General features: G+C 68.4%; 17 protein-coding genes. 5 read left to right on the forward strand and 12 right to left on the reverse strand.

What is annotated here, in order from left to right:
- Positions 1-39: 39 nt before the first annotated feature.
- Complete coding sequence (metK, locus tag FDZ84_RS36070; RefSeq protein ID WP_168589479.1) at positions 40-1242, reverse strand: methionine adenosyltransferase; 1203 nt, start codon at positions 1240-1242, stop codon at positions 40-42.
- A gap of 182 nt (positions 1243-1424) precedes the next feature.
- On the reverse strand, positions 1425-3128 hold the full coding sequence (locus FDZ84_RS36075; RefSeq protein WP_168589480.1) for a class I SAM-dependent methyltransferase: 1704 nt from the start codon (positions 3126-3128) through the stop codon (positions 1425-1427).
- A gap of 987 nt (positions 3129-4115) precedes the next feature.
- Between FDZ84_RS36075 and FDZ84_RS36080 the strand changes: the two genes are divergently transcribed.
- On the forward strand, positions 4116-5942 hold the full coding sequence (locus FDZ84_RS36080) for a glycoside hydrolase family 2 protein (protein ID WP_210435340.1): 1827 nt from the start codon (positions 4116-4118) through the stop codon (positions 5940-5942).
- Between the two features lie 164 nt (positions 5943-6106).
- Positions 6107-7135, forward strand: coding sequence for an aldose 1-epimerase family protein (locus FDZ84_RS36085; RefSeq protein WP_168589481.1), 1029 nt, complete (start codon positions 6107-6109; stop codon positions 7133-7135).
- Between the two features lie 48 nt (positions 7136-7183).
- Here FDZ84_RS36085 and FDZ84_RS36090 read toward each other — a convergent pair whose 3' ends face one another.
- Positions 7184-7453 (reverse strand): hypothetical protein, encoded by a 270-nt coding sequence (locus FDZ84_RS36090; protein WP_168589482.1) that lies wholly within the window; start codon positions 7451-7453, stop codon positions 7184-7186.
- Between the two features lie 167 nt (positions 7454-7620).
- On the opposite strand from FDZ84_RS36090, the gene FDZ84_RS36095 reads away from it, so the two are divergent.
- From FDZ84_RS36095 to FDZ84_RS36105, 3 genes are all read left to right on the forward strand, one after another.
- Positions 7621-8466 (forward strand): helix-turn-helix transcriptional regulator, encoded by an 846-nt coding sequence (locus tag FDZ84_RS36095; RefSeq protein WP_168589483.1) that lies wholly within the window; start codon positions 7621-7623, stop codon positions 8464-8466.
- 17 nt (positions 8467-8483) lie between these two features.
- Positions 8484-8735: a DUF397 domain-containing protein gene (locus tag FDZ84_RS36100; RefSeq protein WP_168589484.1), complete on the forward strand. Its 252-nt coding sequence runs from the start codon at positions 8484-8486 to the stop codon at positions 8733-8735.
- A gap of 66 nt (positions 8736-8801) precedes the next feature.
- Positions 8802-9641, forward strand: coding sequence for an alpha/beta fold hydrolase (locus FDZ84_RS36105; RefSeq protein WP_168589485.1), 840 nt, complete (start codon positions 8802-8804; stop codon positions 9639-9641).
- Positions 9642-9714: 73 nt separating this feature from the next.
- Here FDZ84_RS36105 and FDZ84_RS36110 read toward each other — a convergent pair whose 3' ends face one another.
- From FDZ84_RS36110 to FDZ84_RS36155, 9 genes are all read right to left on the reverse strand, one after another.
- Positions 9715-10647, reverse strand: a complete 933-nt coding sequence (locus tag FDZ84_RS36110; RefSeq protein WP_246868672.1) for an alpha/beta hydrolase-fold protein — start codon at positions 10645-10647, stop codon at positions 9715-9717.
- Positions 10648-11079: 432 nt separating this feature from the next.
- Positions 11080-11730 (reverse strand): response regulator transcription factor, encoded by a 651-nt coding sequence (locus tag FDZ84_RS36120; RefSeq protein WP_168589486.1) that lies wholly within the window; start codon positions 11728-11730, stop codon positions 11080-11082.
- A gap of 17 nt (positions 11731-11747) precedes the next feature.
- Entirely contained in the window at positions 11748-12326 is a 579-nt protein-coding gene (locus FDZ84_RS36125; RefSeq protein WP_168589487.1) for a HAMP domain-containing sensor histidine kinase, read from the reverse strand.
- A gap of 238 nt (positions 12327-12564) precedes the next feature.
- Positions 12565-13710 (reverse strand): glycosyltransferase, encoded by a 1146-nt coding sequence (locus FDZ84_RS36130; protein ID WP_168589488.1) that lies wholly within the window; start codon positions 13708-13710, stop codon positions 12565-12567.
- Between the two features lie 26 nt (positions 13711-13736).
- Positions 13737-14495 (reverse strand): response regulator transcription factor, encoded by a 759-nt coding sequence (locus FDZ84_RS36135; protein WP_246868673.1) that lies wholly within the window; start codon positions 14493-14495, stop codon positions 13737-13739.
- A gap of 142 nt (positions 14496-14637) precedes the next feature.
- On the reverse strand, positions 14638-15993 hold the full coding sequence (locus tag FDZ84_RS36140) for a glycosyltransferase family 2 protein (protein WP_168589489.1): 1356 nt from the start codon (positions 15991-15993) through the stop codon (positions 14638-14640).
- 34 nt (positions 15994-16027) lie between these two features.
- Complete coding sequence (locus tag FDZ84_RS36145) at positions 16028-17236, reverse strand: glycosyl hydrolase family 18 protein (RefSeq protein ID WP_168589490.1); 1209 nt, start codon at positions 17234-17236, stop codon at positions 16028-16030.
- 15 nt (positions 17237-17251) lie between these two features.
- Positions 17252-18226 carry an NAD-dependent epimerase/dehydratase family protein gene (locus tag FDZ84_RS36150; RefSeq protein WP_168589491.1) on the reverse strand — a complete coding sequence of 325 codons (975 nt, stop codon included), beginning with the start codon at positions 18224-18226 and terminating at the stop codon, positions 17252-17254.
- Positions 18226-19338, reverse strand: a complete 1113-nt coding sequence (locus FDZ84_RS36155; protein WP_168589492.1) for a glycosyltransferase — start codon at positions 19336-19338, stop codon at positions 18226-18228. Before FDZ84_RS36155 ends, FDZ84_RS36150 begins: the two co-directional genes overlap by 1 nt.
- Between the last annotated feature and the right edge of the window lie 25 nt (positions 19339-19363).

Genomic DNA, 19363 nt, shown 5'->3' on the forward strand with positions numbered 1-19363 from the left:
GCCACGCCCCGCAGTCCGCCGCCACGGCTTCGGTCAACGTCAGATGCCGGCGGCGCTCTTCAGCGCCTCGGCCCGGTCGGTGCGTTCCCACGGCAGGTCGACGTCGCTGCGCCCGAAGTGACCGTACGCTGCGGTCTGGGCGTAGATCGGCCGCAGGAGGTCCAGGTCACGCACGATGGCCGCGGGACGCAGGTCGAAGACGTCGTTGATCGCCGCCTGGATCTTGACCGGGTCGACGTTCTCGGTGCCGAAGGTCTCCACGAACAGGCCCACCGGGGCGGCCTTGCCGATCGCGTATGCGACCTGCACCTCGATGCGGCTCGCCAGGCCCGCCGCGACCGCGTTCTTGGCCACCCAGCGCATCGCGTAGGCGGCGGAGCGGTCGACCTTCGACGGGTCCTTGCCGGAGAACGCGCCGCCGCCGTGGCGGGCCATGCCGCCGTAGGTGTCGACGATGATCTTCCGGCCGGTCAGGCCCGCGTCGCCCATCGGGCCACCGACGACGAACCGGCCGGTCGGGTTCACCAGCAGCCGGCTGTCGGCGGACTCCAGGCCGACCCGCTGGATCTCCGGGTCGATGACCTTCTCCTTGATGTCCCCGGTCAGCATGCCTTCGAGGTCGATGTCGGCGGCGTGCTGGGTGGAGAGCACCACGGTGTCCAGGCGCACCGGCTGGTCGCCGGCGTACTCGATGGTCACCTGGGTCTTGCCGTCGGGGCGCAGGTACGGCAGCACGCCGTCCTTGCGAACCTTGGTCAGCCGCCGCGACAGGCGGTGCGCCAGCGCGATCGGCAGCGGCATCAGCTCGTCGGTGTCGGTGCAGGCGTAGCCGAACATCAGGCCCTGGTCGCCGGCGCCCTGTTTGGCGATCTCGTCGATCACACCCTCGACCCGTGTCTCGTGCGCGACATCCACGCCCTGCGCGATGTCCGGCGACTGCGAGCCGATGGCGACGTTCACGCCGCAGGAGGCACCGTCGAAGCCCTTGGCCGAGGAGTCGTAGCCGATCTCCAGGATCTTCTCCCGCACGATCGTCGGGATGTCCGCGTAGGCGTCGGTGGTCACCTCGCCGGCCACGTGCACCTGGCCGGTGGTCACCATCGTCTCCACCGCGACCCGCGACCGCGGGTCCTGGGACAACAACGCGTCCAGCACGGCGTCGCTGATCGCATCGCAGATCTTGTCCGGGTGTCCCTCGGTCACCGACTCGCTGGTGAACAACCTGCGGTTGATCTCACTCACGACTGCTCCTCACCTCACAGCTGATGCAGCTCTAGATCCTTGCGTACGATAGTGGCGATTTACGGCACCGGGGGGTCCGAAACTGTTTCCAGTCTCATCTTGCGGGTCGGTACCGATTCCGTGCGTGGGCTTGACGGCTGCGCCGCGTCAAGGACGAAGACCAAACCCGCCTGGGACACCTCTCATGCTCGAGCGTGGATGATGCCCCAGGCCAAGTTGCCCGCTTTGCCACCGGCGACCCAGTTCTTCAGACCGGCCTTCATCTTGATGCGGTACTCGTCGCTGATCCGGTCGGCGAGCTCCGCTTCCTTGCCCTCCAGGACCTCCAGCACCCGCGCGTAGTGCGTCGGCAGGTATGTGGTCAGGTCTTCGAAGTCGAAGTCCTGCAGGCCAAGGCGGGCCAGTTCGCGGCGGTAGAAGCCGGGCGAGCCCATGGTGTCCAGGTTGAGCCGGTCCAGGATCGGCCCGAGGTCCCGCAGCTTGGCGTCGTCGGCGGCCATCGGATCGGTGAAGATGAAGGAACCCCCGCCCTTGAGCACGCGGGTCACCTCCTCCAGGACCCGCTCCCGGTCGCCGCTGTGCAGGATCGCATCCTGCGACCAGACGATGTCGAAGGCATTGTCCTGGAACGGGATGTCCTCGAAGGAACCGTCCTTGACCTCGATCAACTCGTCCAGCCCGGCGGCGCGGTTGAACTCGATATTTCGGGCGTTCTCGACCTCGCTGAGATTCAGGCAGGACACCTTGCAGCCGTAGGTCCCGGCCAGGTAGCGCGCCGCGCCGCCGTAGCCGGAGCCGATGTCCAGGATGCGGGTGCCCGGGCTGATCTGGACCTTGGCGGTCATCCGCTCCACGGTGCGCCGCGAGGCGGCGTCGATGTTCTCGTCCGGGGTCTCGTAGAGGCCGATGTGAATGTCGTTTCCGCCCCAGACGTGGTAGTAGAAGTTGTCCGCGTCCTCGGAGTTGTAGTAGTCCCGCGCGGTGTGCACCGCGGTCGAGTACACGTCGGAGAGTTCCTCGTCCGGGCGGTACTTCTTCTCGGCCACGTGTATGAAGAAGTCCGGCTCGGTGTCGTGGTAGGTCTCCTGGAAGTCGCCGTAGGTGTCGATCCGCTGGAAACCGACTTCGCGCATGAGCCGCCGCATGTAGTTCTTCCGCAGCGGATACATGTTCAGGAAGAATTCAGATCGATCGGGGAACGTGTACTTGAATCGCGCCAGGCCGTCATCGATGTAATCGGGTTCCGCGGAAACGTCTTCGCCGGCGTAGTAATAGGTGTGCTTCGAGGAGAATCCGCTGTCCAGAATCGAGTCGTAATTGCGCTGATCGATGATCAGCACGCCGTCGTGCTTGAGCATCGCGTAGAACTCGGCCAGCGCTTTGCGCCGATCCCGTTCGGAGAACAGGTGGGTGAACGAGTTGCCCAGGCAGATGATCGCGTCGTATTCGCCGTGGACGTCACGATTCAGCCAGCGCCAGTCGGCGTGCACCACCCGCAGGATGTGGCCGCCGTAGGTCAACCCGTTGCTGAACGCCTTGGCCAGCATCTGGGGGCTGCCGTCGGCGCTGACCGCCTCGAAGCCCTCCTCCAGCAGCCGCACGGAGTGGAACCCGGTGCCGGTGGCCACGTCGAGGACGGAGCGGACGCCGCGGGCCTTGAGCTGGTCGATGAAGAACGAACCCTCGCTCTGGTAGCGCTTCTTCCAGTCGATCAGCTCATCCCACTTCTCGACGAAACCGCCGACGTACTCGTACGTGTAGTGGTCTGATTCGCGCACCTCCAGCGGATTCTCGCCGAACACCTGCTCCTCGCGGGCCACCAGATCAGCGGTATCCGGAGATCCTTGGTGCTCGGTCGAGGCAAGGTCGTCCACGCTCTTGACCATTCTTCACTCCCACCACTCACGTTGGTCATGCGCCACCGCAAACTCGGGTGCGCGCAAAAATACGTGCCCCGAGCTCCTCCCGTGGCCGTGCCGGGTCGCCGCTGCGAAAAAGGCAACACCTGGACCGGCGTGGGCAGCCGAGAAACACTCAAGGCCGCAACACCTACGCCGATCACCGTCCAGTCGGCACCTTTGCCAACCGGCGCTGACGCGGTATTCCTGCGTCGATTAACCAAACTAGGCGAACGAGATCGCAAAGCAAGCATACAAACGTGTGACGCTAATCACCGGAATACTATGATAGCGTGGTTCGGATTGTCACCCTGGGTGAATAAATGCGCCGCCACCTGCGCCGATTCGGCGCATTTTGAAGAGAGATAACGATCGCACAAGTGCAAGTCGGCAACGATCTGTGTACACTGACGCGCGCATCGCGTACCACAGCAACCGCAAATTGCACAACCGCGACCGCCGACGAAAATATTAAAACTAGGCATCGCGGCGGTTGACTTTTCTTTTTCGGTCATTCCATCGCGGGATGGAGCACGGATGTTACGGTGCACGCATCCCGGAAGCGAGCCATTTTCGGCGCCGCCGGAGATCCCGCTCGTCGGCCACCACCCACCGCCCTCCCCCATCAGGCCTGCTCCACGTTCCCCCGGCCGGGGCGTCGACGGAAGAAGCATCGCCGCACCGGCCCCAGGGAAGTGTGGCACGCACCATTGGCGCGTGCCACCGGAGCCCCGCGGCCAGGTGGTGGCCGGGTCGAGCAGCGGCACCGTGAGTGATTTGCGGTGTCATAGCACCCGAAAGTACTCACGGCTCCTGTTCTTTTGCGGAACCTCGCGAGCCCTACCGATCCATGCCGGTTGCTCCGAATTGCGGGCGCTCTTTCGGCCGCGTTGACTGTGCGTGCGTTCATGGTCATTGTTGCCGGTTGATGGTGATTGCTCTTCCCCTTTTCGGCAAGTCCGTCTGGAGGCAATCGTGCTGCTGCGCGCCCTGCTGCTCACCACGCTGTTGGCCACCGCCTCCGGGGTCCCCGCGGCCGCCGCCGATTCCGCCGCGGCCGCCGACCCGTGGCGCCCCAAGCCACCGCCGCTGACCACGCCGTGGACCGACCAGGTCGGCCCGGACAACGCCCTCCCCGAGTACCCGCGCCCGCAGCTGACCCGCGAGCGCTGGCTGAACCTCAACGGATTGTGGTCCTACGGCGGCGGAGCCACCCCGCCGACCGCGGCGACCGAGCAGATATTGGTGCCTTATCCCCCGGAATCCGGTCTTTCCGGCATCCAGCGCCACGACGACCACATGCTCTACCGGCGGGCCTTCGAGGTGCCGCGGGACTGGTCCGGGCAGCGGCTGCTGCTGCACTTCGGCGGGGTGGACCAGAAGGCCGAGGTGTCGGTCAACGGCCGGACCGTGGCGGTTCACGAGGGCGGCTACACCGAGTTCAGCGCCGACATCACCGACGCGCTCCGCCCCGGCGCGAAGCAGGAACTGGTGGTGGCCGTCGAGGACCGCAACGACGCCAACCCCTACCCGGTGGGCAAGCAGCGCAACAAGGCAGGCGGGATCCTCTACACCGGGACATCGGGGATCTGGCAGACGGTCTGGTTGGAGCCGGTGCCCGACGCGCACATCGCCAAGCTCGACATCAACCCGGATCTGCGCGGTTTCGACCTGACCGCCCGGACTTCGGCGCGCGCCGGGGAACGGGTCGAGGCGGTCGTCCTCGACACCGATGGCAACGAGGTGTCGCGCGCCAGCGGCCCGGCCGACACGGCCCTGCGGCTGCCGGTGGCAGATCCGCACCTGTGGACCCCTAACGACCCCTACCTCTACGACATCACGGTCCGGCTAGTCGGCGCCGACGGCCGCACCGTGGACGAGGTCGGCAGCTACGGCGGCCTGCGAACCGTCGAGCTGGTCGACGACTCGCAGGGGCGGCCGCGGATGGCGCTCAACGGCCGGATCCTGTTCCAGCACGGGCCGTTGGACCAGGGATTCTGGCCGGACGGGAGCTACACCGCGCCGACCGATGAGGCGCTGCGGTTCGACGTCGCCGAAACCAAGCGGCTCGGGTTCAACATGATCCGCAAGCACGTGAAGGTCGAACCGGCCCGCTGGTACTACTGGACCGACCGGCTGGGCCTGCTGGTGTGGCAGGACATGCCGTCGCTGCCGATCGACCTGGCCGACCCGCCGGGCAGCAACCCGCCGCCGGGCGAGGAGGCCCGCTCGAACTTCCGCGACGAGCTGACCGCCATGATCGACCAGCTGCGCAGCGTCCCCTCGATCGTGGCGTGGGTGCCGTTCAACGAGGGCTGGGGCGAGTTCGAGACCGCCGAGGTCGCCGAGCTGGTCCGGCGCACCGACCCGACCCGGCTGGTCAACGCCAACAGCGGGGTGAACTGCTGCTACTCGCTGCCCGACACCGGCGCGGGCGACATCTACGACGACCACACCTACGTCGGTCCGGGCAGCCCGGAGGCGCGCGGCGAGCGGGCGTCGGTGGACGGCGAGTACGGCGGGCTGGGGCTGGTCGAGGAAGGCCACCTGTGGCCCGGCGAGCCGGGCGCGTACGAGATGACCAACAGCCGCGCCGAGCTGACCGACCGCTACGCCGAGGTCAGCCGCGACCTCGCCCGCATTGTCGAGACCAACGGGCTGTCCGCGGCCATCTACACCCAGACCACGGACGTGGAGAACGAGGTCAACGGGTTCTTCACCTACGACCGGCGGATCCTCAAGCCCAACCCGGACGTCGTCCGCGGGCACAACCTCGCGGTGATCGACGCGGGTACGCCGTGACCACTGGCGGACGGGACCGCCACCGACCACAGTGGACGCCATCACGACGAGTGATCAACGCTCGGCCTCATCACCCTGGACCGGCGCAATTTCGTGAGAAATCGCCCGTCACCCGGGTGAATGTCAATTTCTCACGAAATTGCCCACCCCCCAGGAGGTTCAGGATGCGACGCTTCACCCGGCGGGCCGCGCTCGCCACCGCTGCGGGCGCGACGACCGCCGCCGCCCTCGCCGGCCACGCCACCGCGCAGCCATCCGGCTCCGGTGGAGCGGGAGGCCGGCAGACCGCGAACGGGCGGCTGTACGAGATCCGCTCCGGGCGGCAGCGGGCGGTGATCGCCGGGGTGTCGGCGACGTTGCTGTCGTGGCAGGTCGACGGCGTGGAGATGCTCCTGACGCACCCCGCCGACGAGGTCGGCGAGGGCTTCCAGGGCAAGACGATCCTGCCGTGGCCGAATCGCATCGACCACGGCCGCTACACCTTCGGCGGCGAGGAGTTGCAGGTCGCGATCAACGAACCGAAGCGCGATGCGGCGCTGCACGGGCTGATGAGCTTCGTGGAGTGGCAGCCGGTGCGGCACCGCGCCGACGGCGTGGTACTGGAGTACCTGCTGCCGCCGGACTACGGCTACCCATTCCGGCTGGCATTCCGCATCGAGTACACAGTGGACGATTCCGGGGTGCGCAGCACGCTCAGCGCGAAGAACGTCGGCGACGGCGCCGCGCCGTTCGGCACCGCCAACCACACCTACCTCGCCGCCGGCGGGGACCGCATCGACGACATCGTCTTCGAGCTGCCCGCGGACACCTACTACGTGGTCAATGACCGGCTGATCCCGACCGGCACCGCCCCGGTCGAGGGCACCGAGTACGACTACCGGTCGCCGCGGCGGATCGGACCGACCGAAATGGACACCGCGTTCACCGGACTGCGCCGCGGATCCGACGGCAGCGCCGTGGTGCGGTTCGCCCGCCCGGACGGCGTGACCGCGGAGCTCTGGATCGACCGCACGCACGGTTACCTGCAGGTCTACACCGACGACAGCCCGTCGACCGACCGCCCGGCGCGGGCCGGGATCACCGTGGAGCCGATGACGTGCGCGCCGAACGCGTTCGTCACCGGCGACGGCCTGATCACCCTGCGGCCGGGCGAAACCCACCGCGGCACCTGGGGTTACCGCATTTTCTCGTGAGTGGCCGTTCCGGTTCTTACCGGAACTACCACTCACGAACCATTCTTCTTACGCGTCCGGCTCGACCCAGTCCTGGTCGCCTTCCTGGAGCCAGTTGCTGATGTTGCTCAGCTTCGAGCCGAGCCGATCGGCTTGTTCTGGCCCGATCAGGATGTGCCGCCCGGCGGAATCGGTGACCCGCACCTCGGGAATCCGTAGCGCGACGGTGACCGGCCCTTTGTTGCCCTGTGGCGGAATGCGCCAGGTCTTCTCCTCGGCGGCCTCCGCCATGATCCGCAGGTCCAGTTCGGTCCGCTTCCGCGCGAGTTCGTCGCTCATGCCTCTCCCGAATTCTTCTCGTGTTTGCCCTGGTCTTGGGCTTGTGACGGGAGAGTGCGCCTTTGCGGCAGCTGCAAACAAGTGCGCATTCGTGTGATTGATCATGGATCCGTTCGATGCCACCCTGGAGATTGTCCACATTGGATCCGAATGGGGGATCTCCGATCATGCCAGGAAACGGTCACACCTCTGTCCGCTCCCGCCAGGTCGCCGCGCAACTGCGCAGGCTTCGCGAGCAAGCACAACTTAGTTGCAGCGATGTCGCGCGCACGCTTGGGTTGTCGGTGAGCAAGGTCAGTCGAATGGAGACCGCCAGCAGCGGCATGCAGATCGAGGACGTCGCCGCGATGCTCGGCCTCTACAAGGTCTCGGCGACGAAACGCCAGGAAATCCTCGACATGCTGCGCCGAGCCGACGAGAAGGGCTGGTGGCAACGCCAAGCGGGTCTCCCGCAGCTATGGCGGAACTTGATCGACTTCGAGGCCAAGCCGACCCGCATCCAGAACTTCGAGAACATGGTTGTGCCGGGCCTGCTGCAAACAGCGGAATACTGCCGCGCGTTGATCCAGGGCATCAACGACACGCTCAGCGACGAAGAGAGCGACCGTCTGGTGGCTACTCGGATGGCTCGGCAGGCGGTCCTGACGCGTACCCGTGCGCCGCAACTCCTCGCCGTGGCCGACGAAAACGTACTCCGGCGTCCCGTCGGCGGTGATGGGATAATGCATCGGCAACTGCTCCATCTGGGTACTTTTGCCGAACGTCCGAACATCACTTTGCGGGTGGTGCAAAGCTCGGCTGGCGCCTACGTCGGCGCGCGAGGCTCGTTCATGATCCTGGAGTTCGACGGGGAACCTGACCTCGTGCATGTGGAGAACCAGAGCACGGGGATGTTCTTGGAAGAAGATGCCGATCTTGCTTCCTACCGCCTTGCGCTGAGCAATATCCTCAGTGCGGCATTGAAGCCTGCCGAGTCGGCCGACCTGGTTCGCCAGATCGCGGCCGAGGAATGATGCGAGAGGAGCGCGGAATGACTGCGCTGAATCTGACAACCGCCCGTTGGCGCAAGAGCAGCTACAACACTGATCAAGCCAACTGCGTTGAGGTGGCATTCCTTGACGCAACGTGGCGCAAGAGCAGTCGAAGCACCGATACCTCCAACTGCGTCGAGGTGGCTTTCTCCGGGGCTGCTGTCGGGGTGCGGGACTCGAAGGACCCCGACGGCGCCGTGCTGGCCTTCCCGGACGAGCGGTGGTCTCGGTTCGTTGACTCGCTGCGCTGAGGGTGTGTGGTTGTTCCGGTTCTTACCGGAACAACCACTCACGAGCGTGACCAGTACAGTGACCGGGTGGCCGAGTACATCCAGATTCCGACTCCTGCCGGGAAGTTCGACGCGCTGACCGCCGGTCCCGAGGACGGCCGGCCGGTGCTGCTGCTGCACGGCTTCCCGGAGGCGGCGGTGCAGTGGAGCGAGCAGTTGTCGGTGCTCGGCGGCGCGGAGTGCTTCGCGGTGGCGCCTGATCAGCGCGGCTACTCCCCCGGTGTGCGCCCGGAGCAGGTCGCCGACTACCGGTTGGAAGAGCTCGTCGACGATGTCCTGGCGATCGCCGAACACTTCGGCTGGCAGCGCTTCGATCTGGTCGGCCACGACTGGGGCGCCGCCGTGGCGTGGGCGACCGCCGCCGAGCACCCGGACCGGGTCCGCACGCTGACCGCGGTGTCGGTGCCACACCTGGACCCGTTCGGCGAGGCGATGCGCACCGACGAGGACCAGCACCAGCGCTCGGCGTACATGCAGGCGTACCGGTCCTCCGCCGCGGAGAAGGCCCTGCTGGCCGACCACGCCAAGAAGCTGCGGCAGATCTACTACCCGGGCGTGCCCCAGCACCACGTCGACGACTACGTGCAGCGGTTCACCGAACCGGGCGCGTTGACGGCGGCGCTGAACTGGTACCGCGCGCACCGCTTCGAGAACCACAAGATCGGCCCGATCACCGTGCCGACGCTGTACGTGTGGAGCACCGAGGACGTTGCGATCGGCTCAACGGCGGCGCTGGCCACCGCCGAGCACGTCACGGGCCCCTACCGCTTCGAGATGCTGGAAGAAATCTCGCACTGGATCCCGGAAGAAGCCCCGGAAACCCTCACCCGGCTCCTCCTCCAACACCTGGTCGCCCACCAGGACTGAGCGGCGGGAAACCGCTGCTTGACATACAGCGCGGTCGCTTGACCAGCGGCCGCCCGGGCGCAGCCGAAGCCGACTACTCGTCGGCGTCGAGGCTGCCCAGCGCGTAGGCGAGGAAGGTGACGAAGTCGGGGCCGATGGCTTCGAAGACCGACGGGTCGTGGCCGCCCGGGAGGACCGAAACCACCGGCGTGTGGGGGTATTCGTCGACCAGGCGGTTGATGCCCTCCAGGAACGGGTCCTCGTCTCCGGTCCACACGCCGACCGGCACGTCGCCGAGATCTCCCAGGCGGCGCAGCGGGTCCACTGCGGACCAGTCCTCCTCGGTGGCGAAGGCTTCCTTCTCCCGCATGCCTTCCCAGCTCACCTGCAGGGCCGGGGCGACCGCCGCGACCGCCGCGACCGGGTGACCGGCCAGGTTGCGGTCGGCGGCGTAGTTCAGCGCGCCGAAGCCGCCGGTGGAAATACCCGCGACCGCGAAGGGTCGGCCGTCGAGGTCACCCATGCCGCGCTCCTGCAGCCAGCGCGGGAGTTCGTCGTGGAGCAGGGCGGCGAGGTCGCCGTTGGCCGATCCGTCGTTCCAGTACGGGTTGTAGCCACCGTCGACGACGGCGAAGCCGAACGCGGGGATGGAGTCCTCGCGGTACAGCCGTTCCAGCGACGCGAGCGTGTCGTACGGGATCGGGGTCGGGTGGACGCCGTCGCGGCCGTGCAGGTAGAGCACCATCGGGAGGTCCGCAGTGGACTCCAGCGCACCCGGGTACGCGAGGTAAAGCTGCACCGGGGCCTGGCGGTGGTCGGAGTACACGTACTCGGTGCGAATCACCGGAATGTCCTGTTCGGACAGTGTCGGCTCCACCGCCGGGGCCGGTGACGACGTGTCGTGCGGCTGCGGCGCTGCGCAGCCGGCCAGGCCCGCGACGACCAGCAGCACCGCCATCAGCAGGTGGCGGGAGATCCGTTCGCGCACCACGTCACCCTCCACGGTCCGGTTGGTCCAGTTCGACACCTTAGGACCTGTTTCCGAAACCGTTTCGCGTGGGTGGACGCCTGCCCAGACCGCGCGCTGATCAACTTCCGGCCCGACAGCAGCGCCGCCTACACCGTCCAGGCGCTGTGGACGCAGGCCCGCGAGAGCCTCGAGTCACCACGGTGATCTGCGCGAACTCCCGCTACCGGATCCTGGAAGCCGAACTCCAGCGGGCGGGCATCGACGAGCCCGGGACGGCGGCGAGCATAACGAGCCTGGCCGAGCCCGCTGCGGACTGGACGGCCGTGCTGCAATGCCTGGCGATTTCGCGCGAAATCGCCAACCACCAGGCGTGCCGAACGGCGATTTCGCGCGAAATCGCCAACCACCAGGTGGCTCGGGGGCCTGGGTGGGAGCCGACCGTGAGTCCCTTCGGACGTGGGTCCAAAGGGACTCACGGACCCCCAGTCATCAACCCGCGACGAGCATCCGCTCGTCGTCGAGCAAGCCGTGGCGCATCGCGAACGACGCCGCCTCCAGCCTGGAGTGCACCCCGAGCTTGGTCAGCACCGACTGCACGTGCGTTCGCACCGTCGTCGGCGCCACCCCCAGTTGCTTGGCCATCGCCGTCGTGTGCGCGCCGGCGACGAGCAGCCGCAGGCATTGCCTTTCCCGCGCGGTCAGGTGCGACGCCAGCCGCAGGGCGTCTGTGGTGCCGGCCTGGCGGGGCGCTCGCGAGGCCGCCAGCTCGACCACGGCCTCGCCGTCCATGACCCCGCGGATCGCCCCGGCCAGCACCGACAGCCCGCACATCTTGTTCACGTACCCTGCCGCCCCCTTGGCCAGCGCATCGCGCATGCCCCGGACGTCACCGTCGGCGGTGAGCACCAGGAGCCTCGTTCTCCCGCCTGCGTTGAGGATCTCGCCGATCGCGTCCAGCCCGTCGCCGTCGCCGAAGTAGCGGTCCAGCAGGCAGATATCGGGCTGGTGTTCGCGGACCGCCTCGACGACGCCTGGCACGTCGTGGGCGGTTCCCACGACGTCGCAACCGTGCCGCGGCAGCGTCGCGACCAGCGCATCGACGAAGATCACGTGATCGTCGCCGAGTACCAGATCGACCATGTTCTCGTTCCCCCCGCTCAGGCCGCGCAGCCGGACGGGAACACCAGCACGGCACACGTGCCCCGGCATGGCTCCGAGTCGATCTGCAGGTCGGCCCCGCAGCGCTGCGCCAGCGCCAGCACGATGCCCAACCCGAGCGATGACGCGCCCTGCGGTCCGTCGCCGAAACCCGGCCCGTCGTCGGTGATCTCGATTCGCACCTCGCCGAGCTCGCCGCGGCGAACCGCCACCGCGACCCGGCCGCCGCGCCCGGCGGCGCGCACCGCGTTGTCCAGCAGGTTCGACACCATCCGCCACAGCAGCGTCTGGTCGGTGCGCATCCAGACGTCCTCGTCGGCGTGCAGCGAGATCTCGGCCTTCCCGGACAACGATTTCACCGCGACGAGCTGGGTCAGCAATTCGCGCGGCGCGAAGAGCTCCTCGCTTGGCTGCCCGGCCCGCAGGGCCACCAGCTCAAGCAGCCGGTCCAGCTCCAGTTCCATCAGTTGCAGCCGGTGCGCCGCATCGCCGGGCAGCGCCGGGTCGCCGCGCAACCCGTCCGCGAGATAGGACAGCGTCGCAAGACCGTGCCCGAGATCGTGCAGCAGGCTGTGCAACTCCGTGCCACCTCGCGAACCTGGACCCCGCGTCCGCTGATGTCCAGGCGCCCTCGCCGAATCGGTAATCGTGTGCACCGCGACTCCTCTCCCCCAAACGGCAGTCTGTGCTACCTGACAAATCGGATGCGGCGGGCGCGGCGTTGCACCTGCTACCCGAAGGGGACCCCGACTACTCCACGTGCAGCAGGCGTCCGCACGACAGGCGTGGGGAAGTACTGTTCTCGCGGTAACCCCGCTACCGTCGGTCACCAACAGGCTGCGCAGGATGTTCCGAAACCCGTTTTCTGGAGCGGGTTCCGTACGCCCCGACGAGTGCGTCGGCGAGCGTCGCGATCCGGTAGCGGTCGTCCAACCGGGTGCGGGCCGTCGCGGCGAGCCGGTCGGCTACGTCGGGCGAGTCCAGCAGGTGCGCCACCGCCGCGGCCAGCAGTTCGGGGCGCCGGGGCGGCACCAGCAGCCCGGTCTCACCGGGGGCAACCACATCGCTGACGGCGTTGACGGTGGTGGCCACCACCGGCACGCCGCACACCATCGCCTCCACGACCGCCAGCGGCAGGCCCTCGTACCGGCTGGGCAACGCGAACACGTCGAATGCGGGCAGCAGTTCCGCGACGTCGTCGCGCTCGCCCGCCAGTACGACGCGAGCCCCGCTCGCGGCTATCTGCGCGCGCATCCGCTCGGTCAGCTCGCCGCCGCCGATCCACACCCCGACCACGCCGGGTCGGTCCAGCAGGCGCAGCGCGGTGACGAAGTCCTCCGGCGACTTCTGGAAGGTCAGCCGCCCCACCGCGCCGACCACGACGTCCGTCGGTGCCAGCCCGAGCTCCTGCCGGGCGCGCTGCCTGGTCCGCTCGGTGCGCATCGGCACCTCGTGCTCGACGGCCACGCCGATGGTGCGGATGCGATCCGGGGCGATCAGCCCGCGCCGCAGCGCCTCGACCGCCACTCCGGTGCCCACGCACAGGGCGAGGTCGGTGAACCGCCCGAGGACGCGTTCGATCTCGACGTAGCCGCGGCGCCGCAACCCGCTCTGGAACTGGTGGAACGGGAACCCGTGGTAGGTGTGCACGATCCGGTCGGCGCCGGCCCGGCGCGCCGCGATCCGGCCAACCGCACCAGCCTTCGAACAGTGGGTGTGCACGATGTCGAAGCGGCGCCGTTTCAGCAACGCCGTCAGGCGGTGCAGGGCGAGCAGGTCGTGGCCCGGCGAGATGGGCGCGCGCAGCGCGGGCTCCACGATCACCTCCAGCCCGGCGGCCTCGGCGTCGGCCAGCAGCCGGCCGGACCCCGTGATCACCGCGACCCGGTGCGTGGCCGGATCCAGCGCCTTGGCCCCGCGCAGGGCCATCACCCCGGCGCCGCCTTCCAGGCGCGTGATCATCGTGGCCACCCGCAACGGCTCCGCGCTCACCGCTCGGTGGTCCCGTCCGCTTCGCCATCCACGCGCAGTCCGGCGGCGCAGGCGACGCTGACCGCCTCCAGCTGGCTGTGCACCCGGAGCTTGGCCAGGATGCTGCGGGTGTGGGTGCGGACGGTCTCGGTGGAGATCATCAGGTCCTCGGCGATCTGCGCGCCCCTCTTACCGGCGACCATGCCGGCGAGCACGTCCCGCTCGCGGTCGCTGAGCACGTCCAGCGGCCCGTTGCGCTGCCCCGCTCGCACGGCGTCCTCGCGCAGTCCGCGCAGCACGGCGCCGAGCAGTTCCGGCGGGTACCAGCTGTGCCCGCGGGGCACCCCGCGCAGCACCTCGGTGAGACCCTCGACGCCGCGTTCCTTCGGCACCCAGGCCGCCGCACCGGCCCGTGCGGCGTCGACGGCCTGCCGGGCATCGCGGCTCCCGGTCAGCACCACGATTCCCGCGGCGGGCCGGGCTTCCCGCAAGCGCCGCACCAGGCGCCCGGCACCGACCGGTTCCACGTCTACCGTGATCACGTCCGGTCGGGACTGCCGCACCACGTCGGGCAGTCGCGGGTCGCTGGTCTGGCAGTGCCCCACGACCCACAGGTCGGGCACCTCCGCCAGCCGGGCGCTGAGAGCCTCGGCCAGCATGAGGTGGTCGTCCACCATGAGCAGCCGCACCACATCCACAGCCCCAGCGTGACGCCACCGGGCCGACGAGACCTCCCCCAGCTGCACGAGAACACCCTCCCGCGTGAAGCGCACCATTGCCCCGTCCGTGTCTGCCGCCGCGGAGTCCCGCAATTTCCATTGAAATCGAAGCTTCGATTTCAATGGAAATTGCGACACCACTTGCTCCGGGAGGTCTTGAGATGGGGCGTTGAGGAACTCCTTCGATGCCCTCCACCCTTCACTTGGTCGGGGTCGTGCGCGGGGTGACGGGCGCGTCGATGGTGCGGCGGCCGGGGCTGCGCCACCGTCCAGAGGACTTCGACAGCCACGCCGCGGGTATCGCAGACAGTGCGATACCCGCGTCCAGCACTCGTAGCGCCAGGAAGAAGCATGCGAACAGCAGGAACCTCGGCTGCCGCTGCAACACCGCTACTATGCACGTCAGCACCAGATCCGGGACCACCACACCGAAGAACAGCGTCGGCAGCGTCGCGAAACCGGCGACGAAGTCGTGCACCTCGTCCACGACCGGCACCGCGAGCAACCCGTCGAACAGCAGGGGCACGATCAGCGCCAGCGCCACGAAGGGCAACAGCACCAGCATGAAGCTGCTGGCCAACATCTCCAGCAGCAGCAGCGCCAGCATCAGGCTGAACAGGTTGGCCCGCGGCGGGTGCAGCCGGACCGTCTGCCACAGGCCGAGCGACCAGCGCTTGCACTGCTTCACGTAGTCCTTGAAGTTGCCCGGGTCCTGGGTGGCCGCCACCGCCGACGGCGTGAAACCGACCTTCCCCAGCCGTTTCTGGTACACCTCGAAGGTCATGTTGAAGTCCTCGATGACCAGCCCCGGCGGGTTGACCTCGATGCGCGGCAGCACCTCGGCGCGGTACATGCTGGCGAAGCCGGGCACGATGTGGGTGGCGTTGACCCGCCGCCAGGTCTGGCCGAACTTCATCAGGTACTGGGTCATGGTGTAGATCCGCTGCCGGTGGAAGGCCACCAGCTTGCCGATCGGCCCGAGCGCACGGTCCCGCCACGACGTCCGGACGCAGCCCGCCACCGCGACGACCGCGGGATCGTCGAACAGCGGCAGCGCCGCCCGGAAGTAGCCGGGCTCGACGTGCGTGTCGGCGTCCAGCAGCATCACGACCTCGAAGCGATCGACCAGCCCGAACCGGCGGATCGCCTCCTGCAGCGCGCCGGCCTTGCCGACGTTGCGCGCCGTGCTGATCACGTGCACCCCGCACTCTTCGGCGAGTTCCACCGTGCGGTCGGTCGAGCCGTCGGAGACCACGTGCACGTTCTCCGGCGGCACGAGGGCGGTGATCGCCTGGATGCTGTCGACGATGACGCGTTCCTCGTTGTGGGCCGGCATCAGCACCGCCACGTCCGCGACGCCCACCCGCGTCGGCGGGTGATGGCGGTGCTGCCGGTCCCGGCCGACCACGACGCGCTGGCCGGACACCGACGTCGTGCCCCGTTGCTGCCACCAGCGCTGCGTCGAGGAGTCGAGCAGGCGCATCAGCCCGATCAAGCCCCACAGCGTGAAGTTGGTGCCGAACACCGCGATGGCCAGCACCCACCAAGGAATCATCCAACTCTCCAAAGTAGACGAATCGCGGACGGTGTCATTGCGCGCCGTCGAGCGGTAGGCTCTGCCGCAGCTCCCGCCACGTTTCGGTGTCCTCGTAGCCGAACATCCACAGGTAGACGCCGCGAATGCCGGAGCCCCGCGCCGCTTCGAACTTCGCCTTGGAGCTGGCGGCGTTCTCGAACCACACCTCGTGCTCCCGCCCCTGCTCGTCGGTGTAGCGGAACCACGGCGACTGCGTCAGCCCGTCGTAGTTGACCTTCGCCCGGTGCTCGGTGGACAGCCGGAAGGCCTGCAGCCAGGTCACCGCGGTGCCGTTGCCGTCCACCCAGTCGTAGCCGTACAGCGGCACGCCGAGCACGATCCGCTCCGGCGGGATCTGGGTCTTGGCGTAGTTCAGCGTTTCCCGGACCCAAGTGATCGGCGCGACCGGGCCGGGCGGCGAGGTGCCCCAGTGGTAGTCGTAGCCCATCAGCCGGACCTCGTCGGCCGCCCTGCCGATCGCGGCGTAGTCTTGCGCGACGTTGCGCTCGTCGTATCCGGCGTCAGTGGCCTTCGCGAACACCGCCACCGCCAACGTCTTCCCCTCATCATCCAGGGCCTTGCCCAGTTCGGTGATGAAGTCGGTGAAGACCTGCCGGTCGCCGGCGCGCAGGTTCTCGTAGTCGATGTCGATGCCCGAGTAGTCCTCGCGCTTGACGAGCTCGACGATCTCGTCGATGTGGGCGCGCCGCTTCGCCGGGTCGTGCAGCATCTTGGCGACCGGTTCGTAGGCCCATTTGCCGTCGGTGATGTTCGCCAGCGACGGCACGATCGGGATACCCGCCGCGCGCAGCTGCCCGATCTGCCTGTCGACCTCGGCGGTCTGCTCCGGGGGGTACTGGTTGGCCAGCCGGCCGTCCTGGCTCAGCCCGTAGATCCAGGGCGAAACCTCGTTGACCGCCTGCCGGTTCTGGGTCACCATCGACGTGCCGTTGTTGAGGTTCCAGAACGGTAGCGATGCGACGGCCAGCGAGCCGGGCAGCGGTGGTCCTCCGCCGCGCGGCATCAGCGTCATCACGACGAGCACCACCGCCACCGCGATCAGCGCCAGGAACCAGATCGACCCGCCCAGCCGGCTGAAGGCCCGGACCCGGTCGGCGGGGGTGTCCGATGTGGATGGTTGGGATCCGCGGGGCTCTCGCGCGCTCGCCGCGGGCCGGGCCCATTCCATGAGCCGGCGCATCGTATCGGTCTTCTGCCGCATGTCGCCCTCCGCACCTCAAGCCGTCACGGGCTGCCCGGCTCGCACCTGCTCGTCGATCACATCGCGGACGATGTCGTCGAGCGTGCGCTCCGGCCGGAAGTCGATCAGCTCGCGCGCGCGGGAGCAGTCCGGGACTCGACGTTGCAGGTCCTCGTACCCCGGCCCGTACGCCTCCTCGTAGGGGACCTGGATGGTGCCGCTGGACGAGTCGGTCATCGCGATGATCCGGGCGGCGAGCTCCTCGATGGACACCTGCTCGGTGTTGCCGAGGTTGACCGCCATGCCCTGCGCCCGGTCCAGCAGCGCCAGCCGCACCAGCGCAGGCACCACGTCGGCGACGTGGCAGAAGCAGCGGATCTGCTTGCCCGTGCCGAAGATCGTCACCGGTCGGCCCTGCAGCGCCTGCGCGACCAGCCGCGGGATGACCATGCCGTACCGGCCGCTCTGCCGCGGCCCGACGGTGTTGAACAACCGCACGATGACCGCCCTGAGCCCGAGCTCCCGCACGTAGTTGTGGGTGATGCTCTCGTCGATGGCCTTGGCCTCGGAGTAGGTCCAGCGCGATTTCAGCGGCGAGCCGATGATCCGGTCGTCGCCCTCGGAAAGCCCGACCTTGTCGTTCTTGCCGTAGATCTCGCTGGTGGAGGCGACCAGCACCCGCGCGTCGTGCCGCAGGGCGGCGTCCAGCACGTTCTCTGTGCCGTGGATGTTGGTCAGCAGCCCATGCAGGGTGCGTTCCTGGATGACGAACGCGCCGACGGCGGCGGCCAGGTGGAACACCACGTCCGCGTCGGCCATCACCTCATCGACCAGGGACGCGTCCAGGATGCTGCCCTGCACCATCCGCAGGTTCGGGTCGCCGACCGGGAGGTTCTCGACACGCCCGGTGCTCAGGTCGTCGAGCCCGACCACCTGGTGGCCGTCCGCGAGCAGCCGTTCGACCAGGTGGGATCCGATGAAACCGGCTGCGCCGGTGACCATTGCGCGCATCACGACCTCCCCACCGGTACGGCGCCGCCGCGCCGCTGCCACAGCCGCGCGTACAGGTCGTCGAGGCGGTCGGTGACCGCCTCGATGCCGTAGGCCCGGCGGATCGCGGGCTCGTCGGCGCGCGGCCGGGCGGCCAGGATCTCGGAGGCGATCTCCGCGCGCATCCGCTCCGCGTTGCCGGGCACCTGACGGGCCCGGTCGGTCTCGATGCCGATCAGCGCCGGGCAGGTGGTGTAGAGCACCGGGATGCCGTTGGCCATCGCCTCCAGCACGGACAGGCCGAAGGTCTCCTGCTCGGAAGAGGCGATGAAAAGGTCCAGCGCGGACAGCATCGCGGCGACGTCGTGCCGCTGCCCGGCGAAGATCACGTGCTTGGCGACGCCGTGCTCGCGGGCCAGTGCCTCCAGCCGCGCCCGGTCCGGCCCGTCGCCGACGATCAGCAGCTTGGTCTCCTGGCCCAGCATCGGGGCCATCGAGTCGATCACCAGGTTGAAGCGCTTGTTCGGGTCCAGGCGACCGAGCACGCCGACCACGTAGGCTTCGTCGCTGATCCCGTGCTCGCGGCGCACCCGGGCGCGCGCGGCCCCGTCGAACTCGACCCGGCCGAAGTCGACGCCGTTGGGGATGACGGTGATCTTGCGCGCGGGCATGCCCCAGTTGCGCAACCGCTCCGCGACGGTTTCGGACACCGCGATGGTGGCGTCCGAGCACAGGTCGGTGCCCAGGTAGAGCGCCCGGACCCCGAAGGTCATGCGGCGGCGCTCCAGGTGGGTCTCGCCGATGGAGTGCTCGGTGGAAACCACCACCTTGGTGCCGGCCAGCCGGGCGGCGAGCCGCCCGTACACGCACGCCCGGTACAGGTGGGTGTGCACCACGTCGTAGCGGCCTTCGCGGATCACGTCGCGCAGCCGCAGCACGGCGCCGACCTGGGTGTTGCGGGTCATGCCGAGGTCGCGCACCCGCACCCCGTCGCCGGTGATCATCCGGGCCACATCACCCGGGTTGTACAGCGAAACCACGTCGGCGTCGTGCTTGGTGTGCTGCAGGATCGACCGCAGCTGCAGCTCGGCACCGCCGACACCGAGCCCGGTGATCACGTGCAATACCTTCATTGCTTCCCCCCAATTGGTCTTCCGA

Source organism: Saccharopolyspora sp. ASAGF58 (genome assembly GCF_012277335.1).
In the GTDB taxonomy this organism is placed as follows: domain Bacteria; phylum Actinomycetota; class Actinomycetes; order Mycobacteriales; family Pseudonocardiaceae; genus Saccharopolyspora; species Saccharopolyspora hattusasensis.

What these genes read in the sequence shown, in the direction of transcription:
- FDZ84_RS36075 (WP_168589480.1), bottom strand. Translation starts at nt 3,128, where the DNA reads ATGGTCAAGAGCGTGGACGACCTTGCCTCGACCGAGCACCAAGGATCT.
- FDZ84_RS36085 (WP_168589481.1), top strand. Translation starts at nt 6,107, where the DNA reads ATGCGACGCTTCACCCGGCGGGCCGCGCTCGCCACCGCTGCGGGCGCG.
- FDZ84_RS36090 (WP_168589482.1), bottom strand. Translation starts at nt 7,453, where the DNA reads ATGAGCGACGAACTCGCGCGGAAGCGGACCGAACTGGACCTGCGGATC.
- FDZ84_RS36095 (WP_168589483.1), top strand. Translation starts at nt 7,621, where the DNA reads ATGCCAGGAAACGGTCACACCTCTGTCCGCTCCCGCCAGGTCGCCGCG.
- FDZ84_RS36100 (WP_168589484.1), top strand. Translation starts at nt 8,484, where the DNA reads ATGACTGCGCTGAATCTGACAACCGCCCGTTGGCGCAAGAGCAGCTAC.
- FDZ84_RS36120 (WP_168589486.1), bottom strand. Translation starts at nt 11,730, where the DNA reads ATGGTCGATCTGGTACTCGGCGACGATCACGTGATCTTCGTCGATGCG.
- FDZ84_RS36130 (WP_168589488.1), bottom strand. Translation starts at nt 13,710, where the DNA reads ATGATCACGCGCCTGGAAGGCGGCGCCGGGGTGATGGCCCTGCGCGGG.
- FDZ84_RS36135 (WP_246868673.1), bottom strand. Translation starts at nt 14,495, where the DNA reads ATGGTGCGCTTCACGCGGGAGGGTGTTCTCGTGCAGCTGGGGGAGGTC.
- FDZ84_RS36140 (WP_168589489.1), bottom strand. Translation starts at nt 15,993, where the DNA reads ATGATTCCTTGGTGGGTGCTGGCCATCGCGGTGTTCGGCACCAACTTC.
- FDZ84_RS36145 (WP_168589490.1), bottom strand. Translation starts at nt 17,236, where the DNA reads ATGCGGCAGAAGACCGATACGATGCGCCGGCTCATGGAATGGGCCCGG.
- FDZ84_RS36150 (WP_168589491.1), bottom strand. Translation starts at nt 18,226, where the DNA reads ATGCGCGCAATGGTCACCGGCGCAGCCGGTTTCATCGGATCCCACCTG.
- FDZ84_RS36155 (WP_168589492.1), bottom strand. Translation starts at nt 19,338, where the DNA reads ATGAAGGTATTGCACGTGATCACCGGGCTCGGTGTCGGCGGTGCCGAG.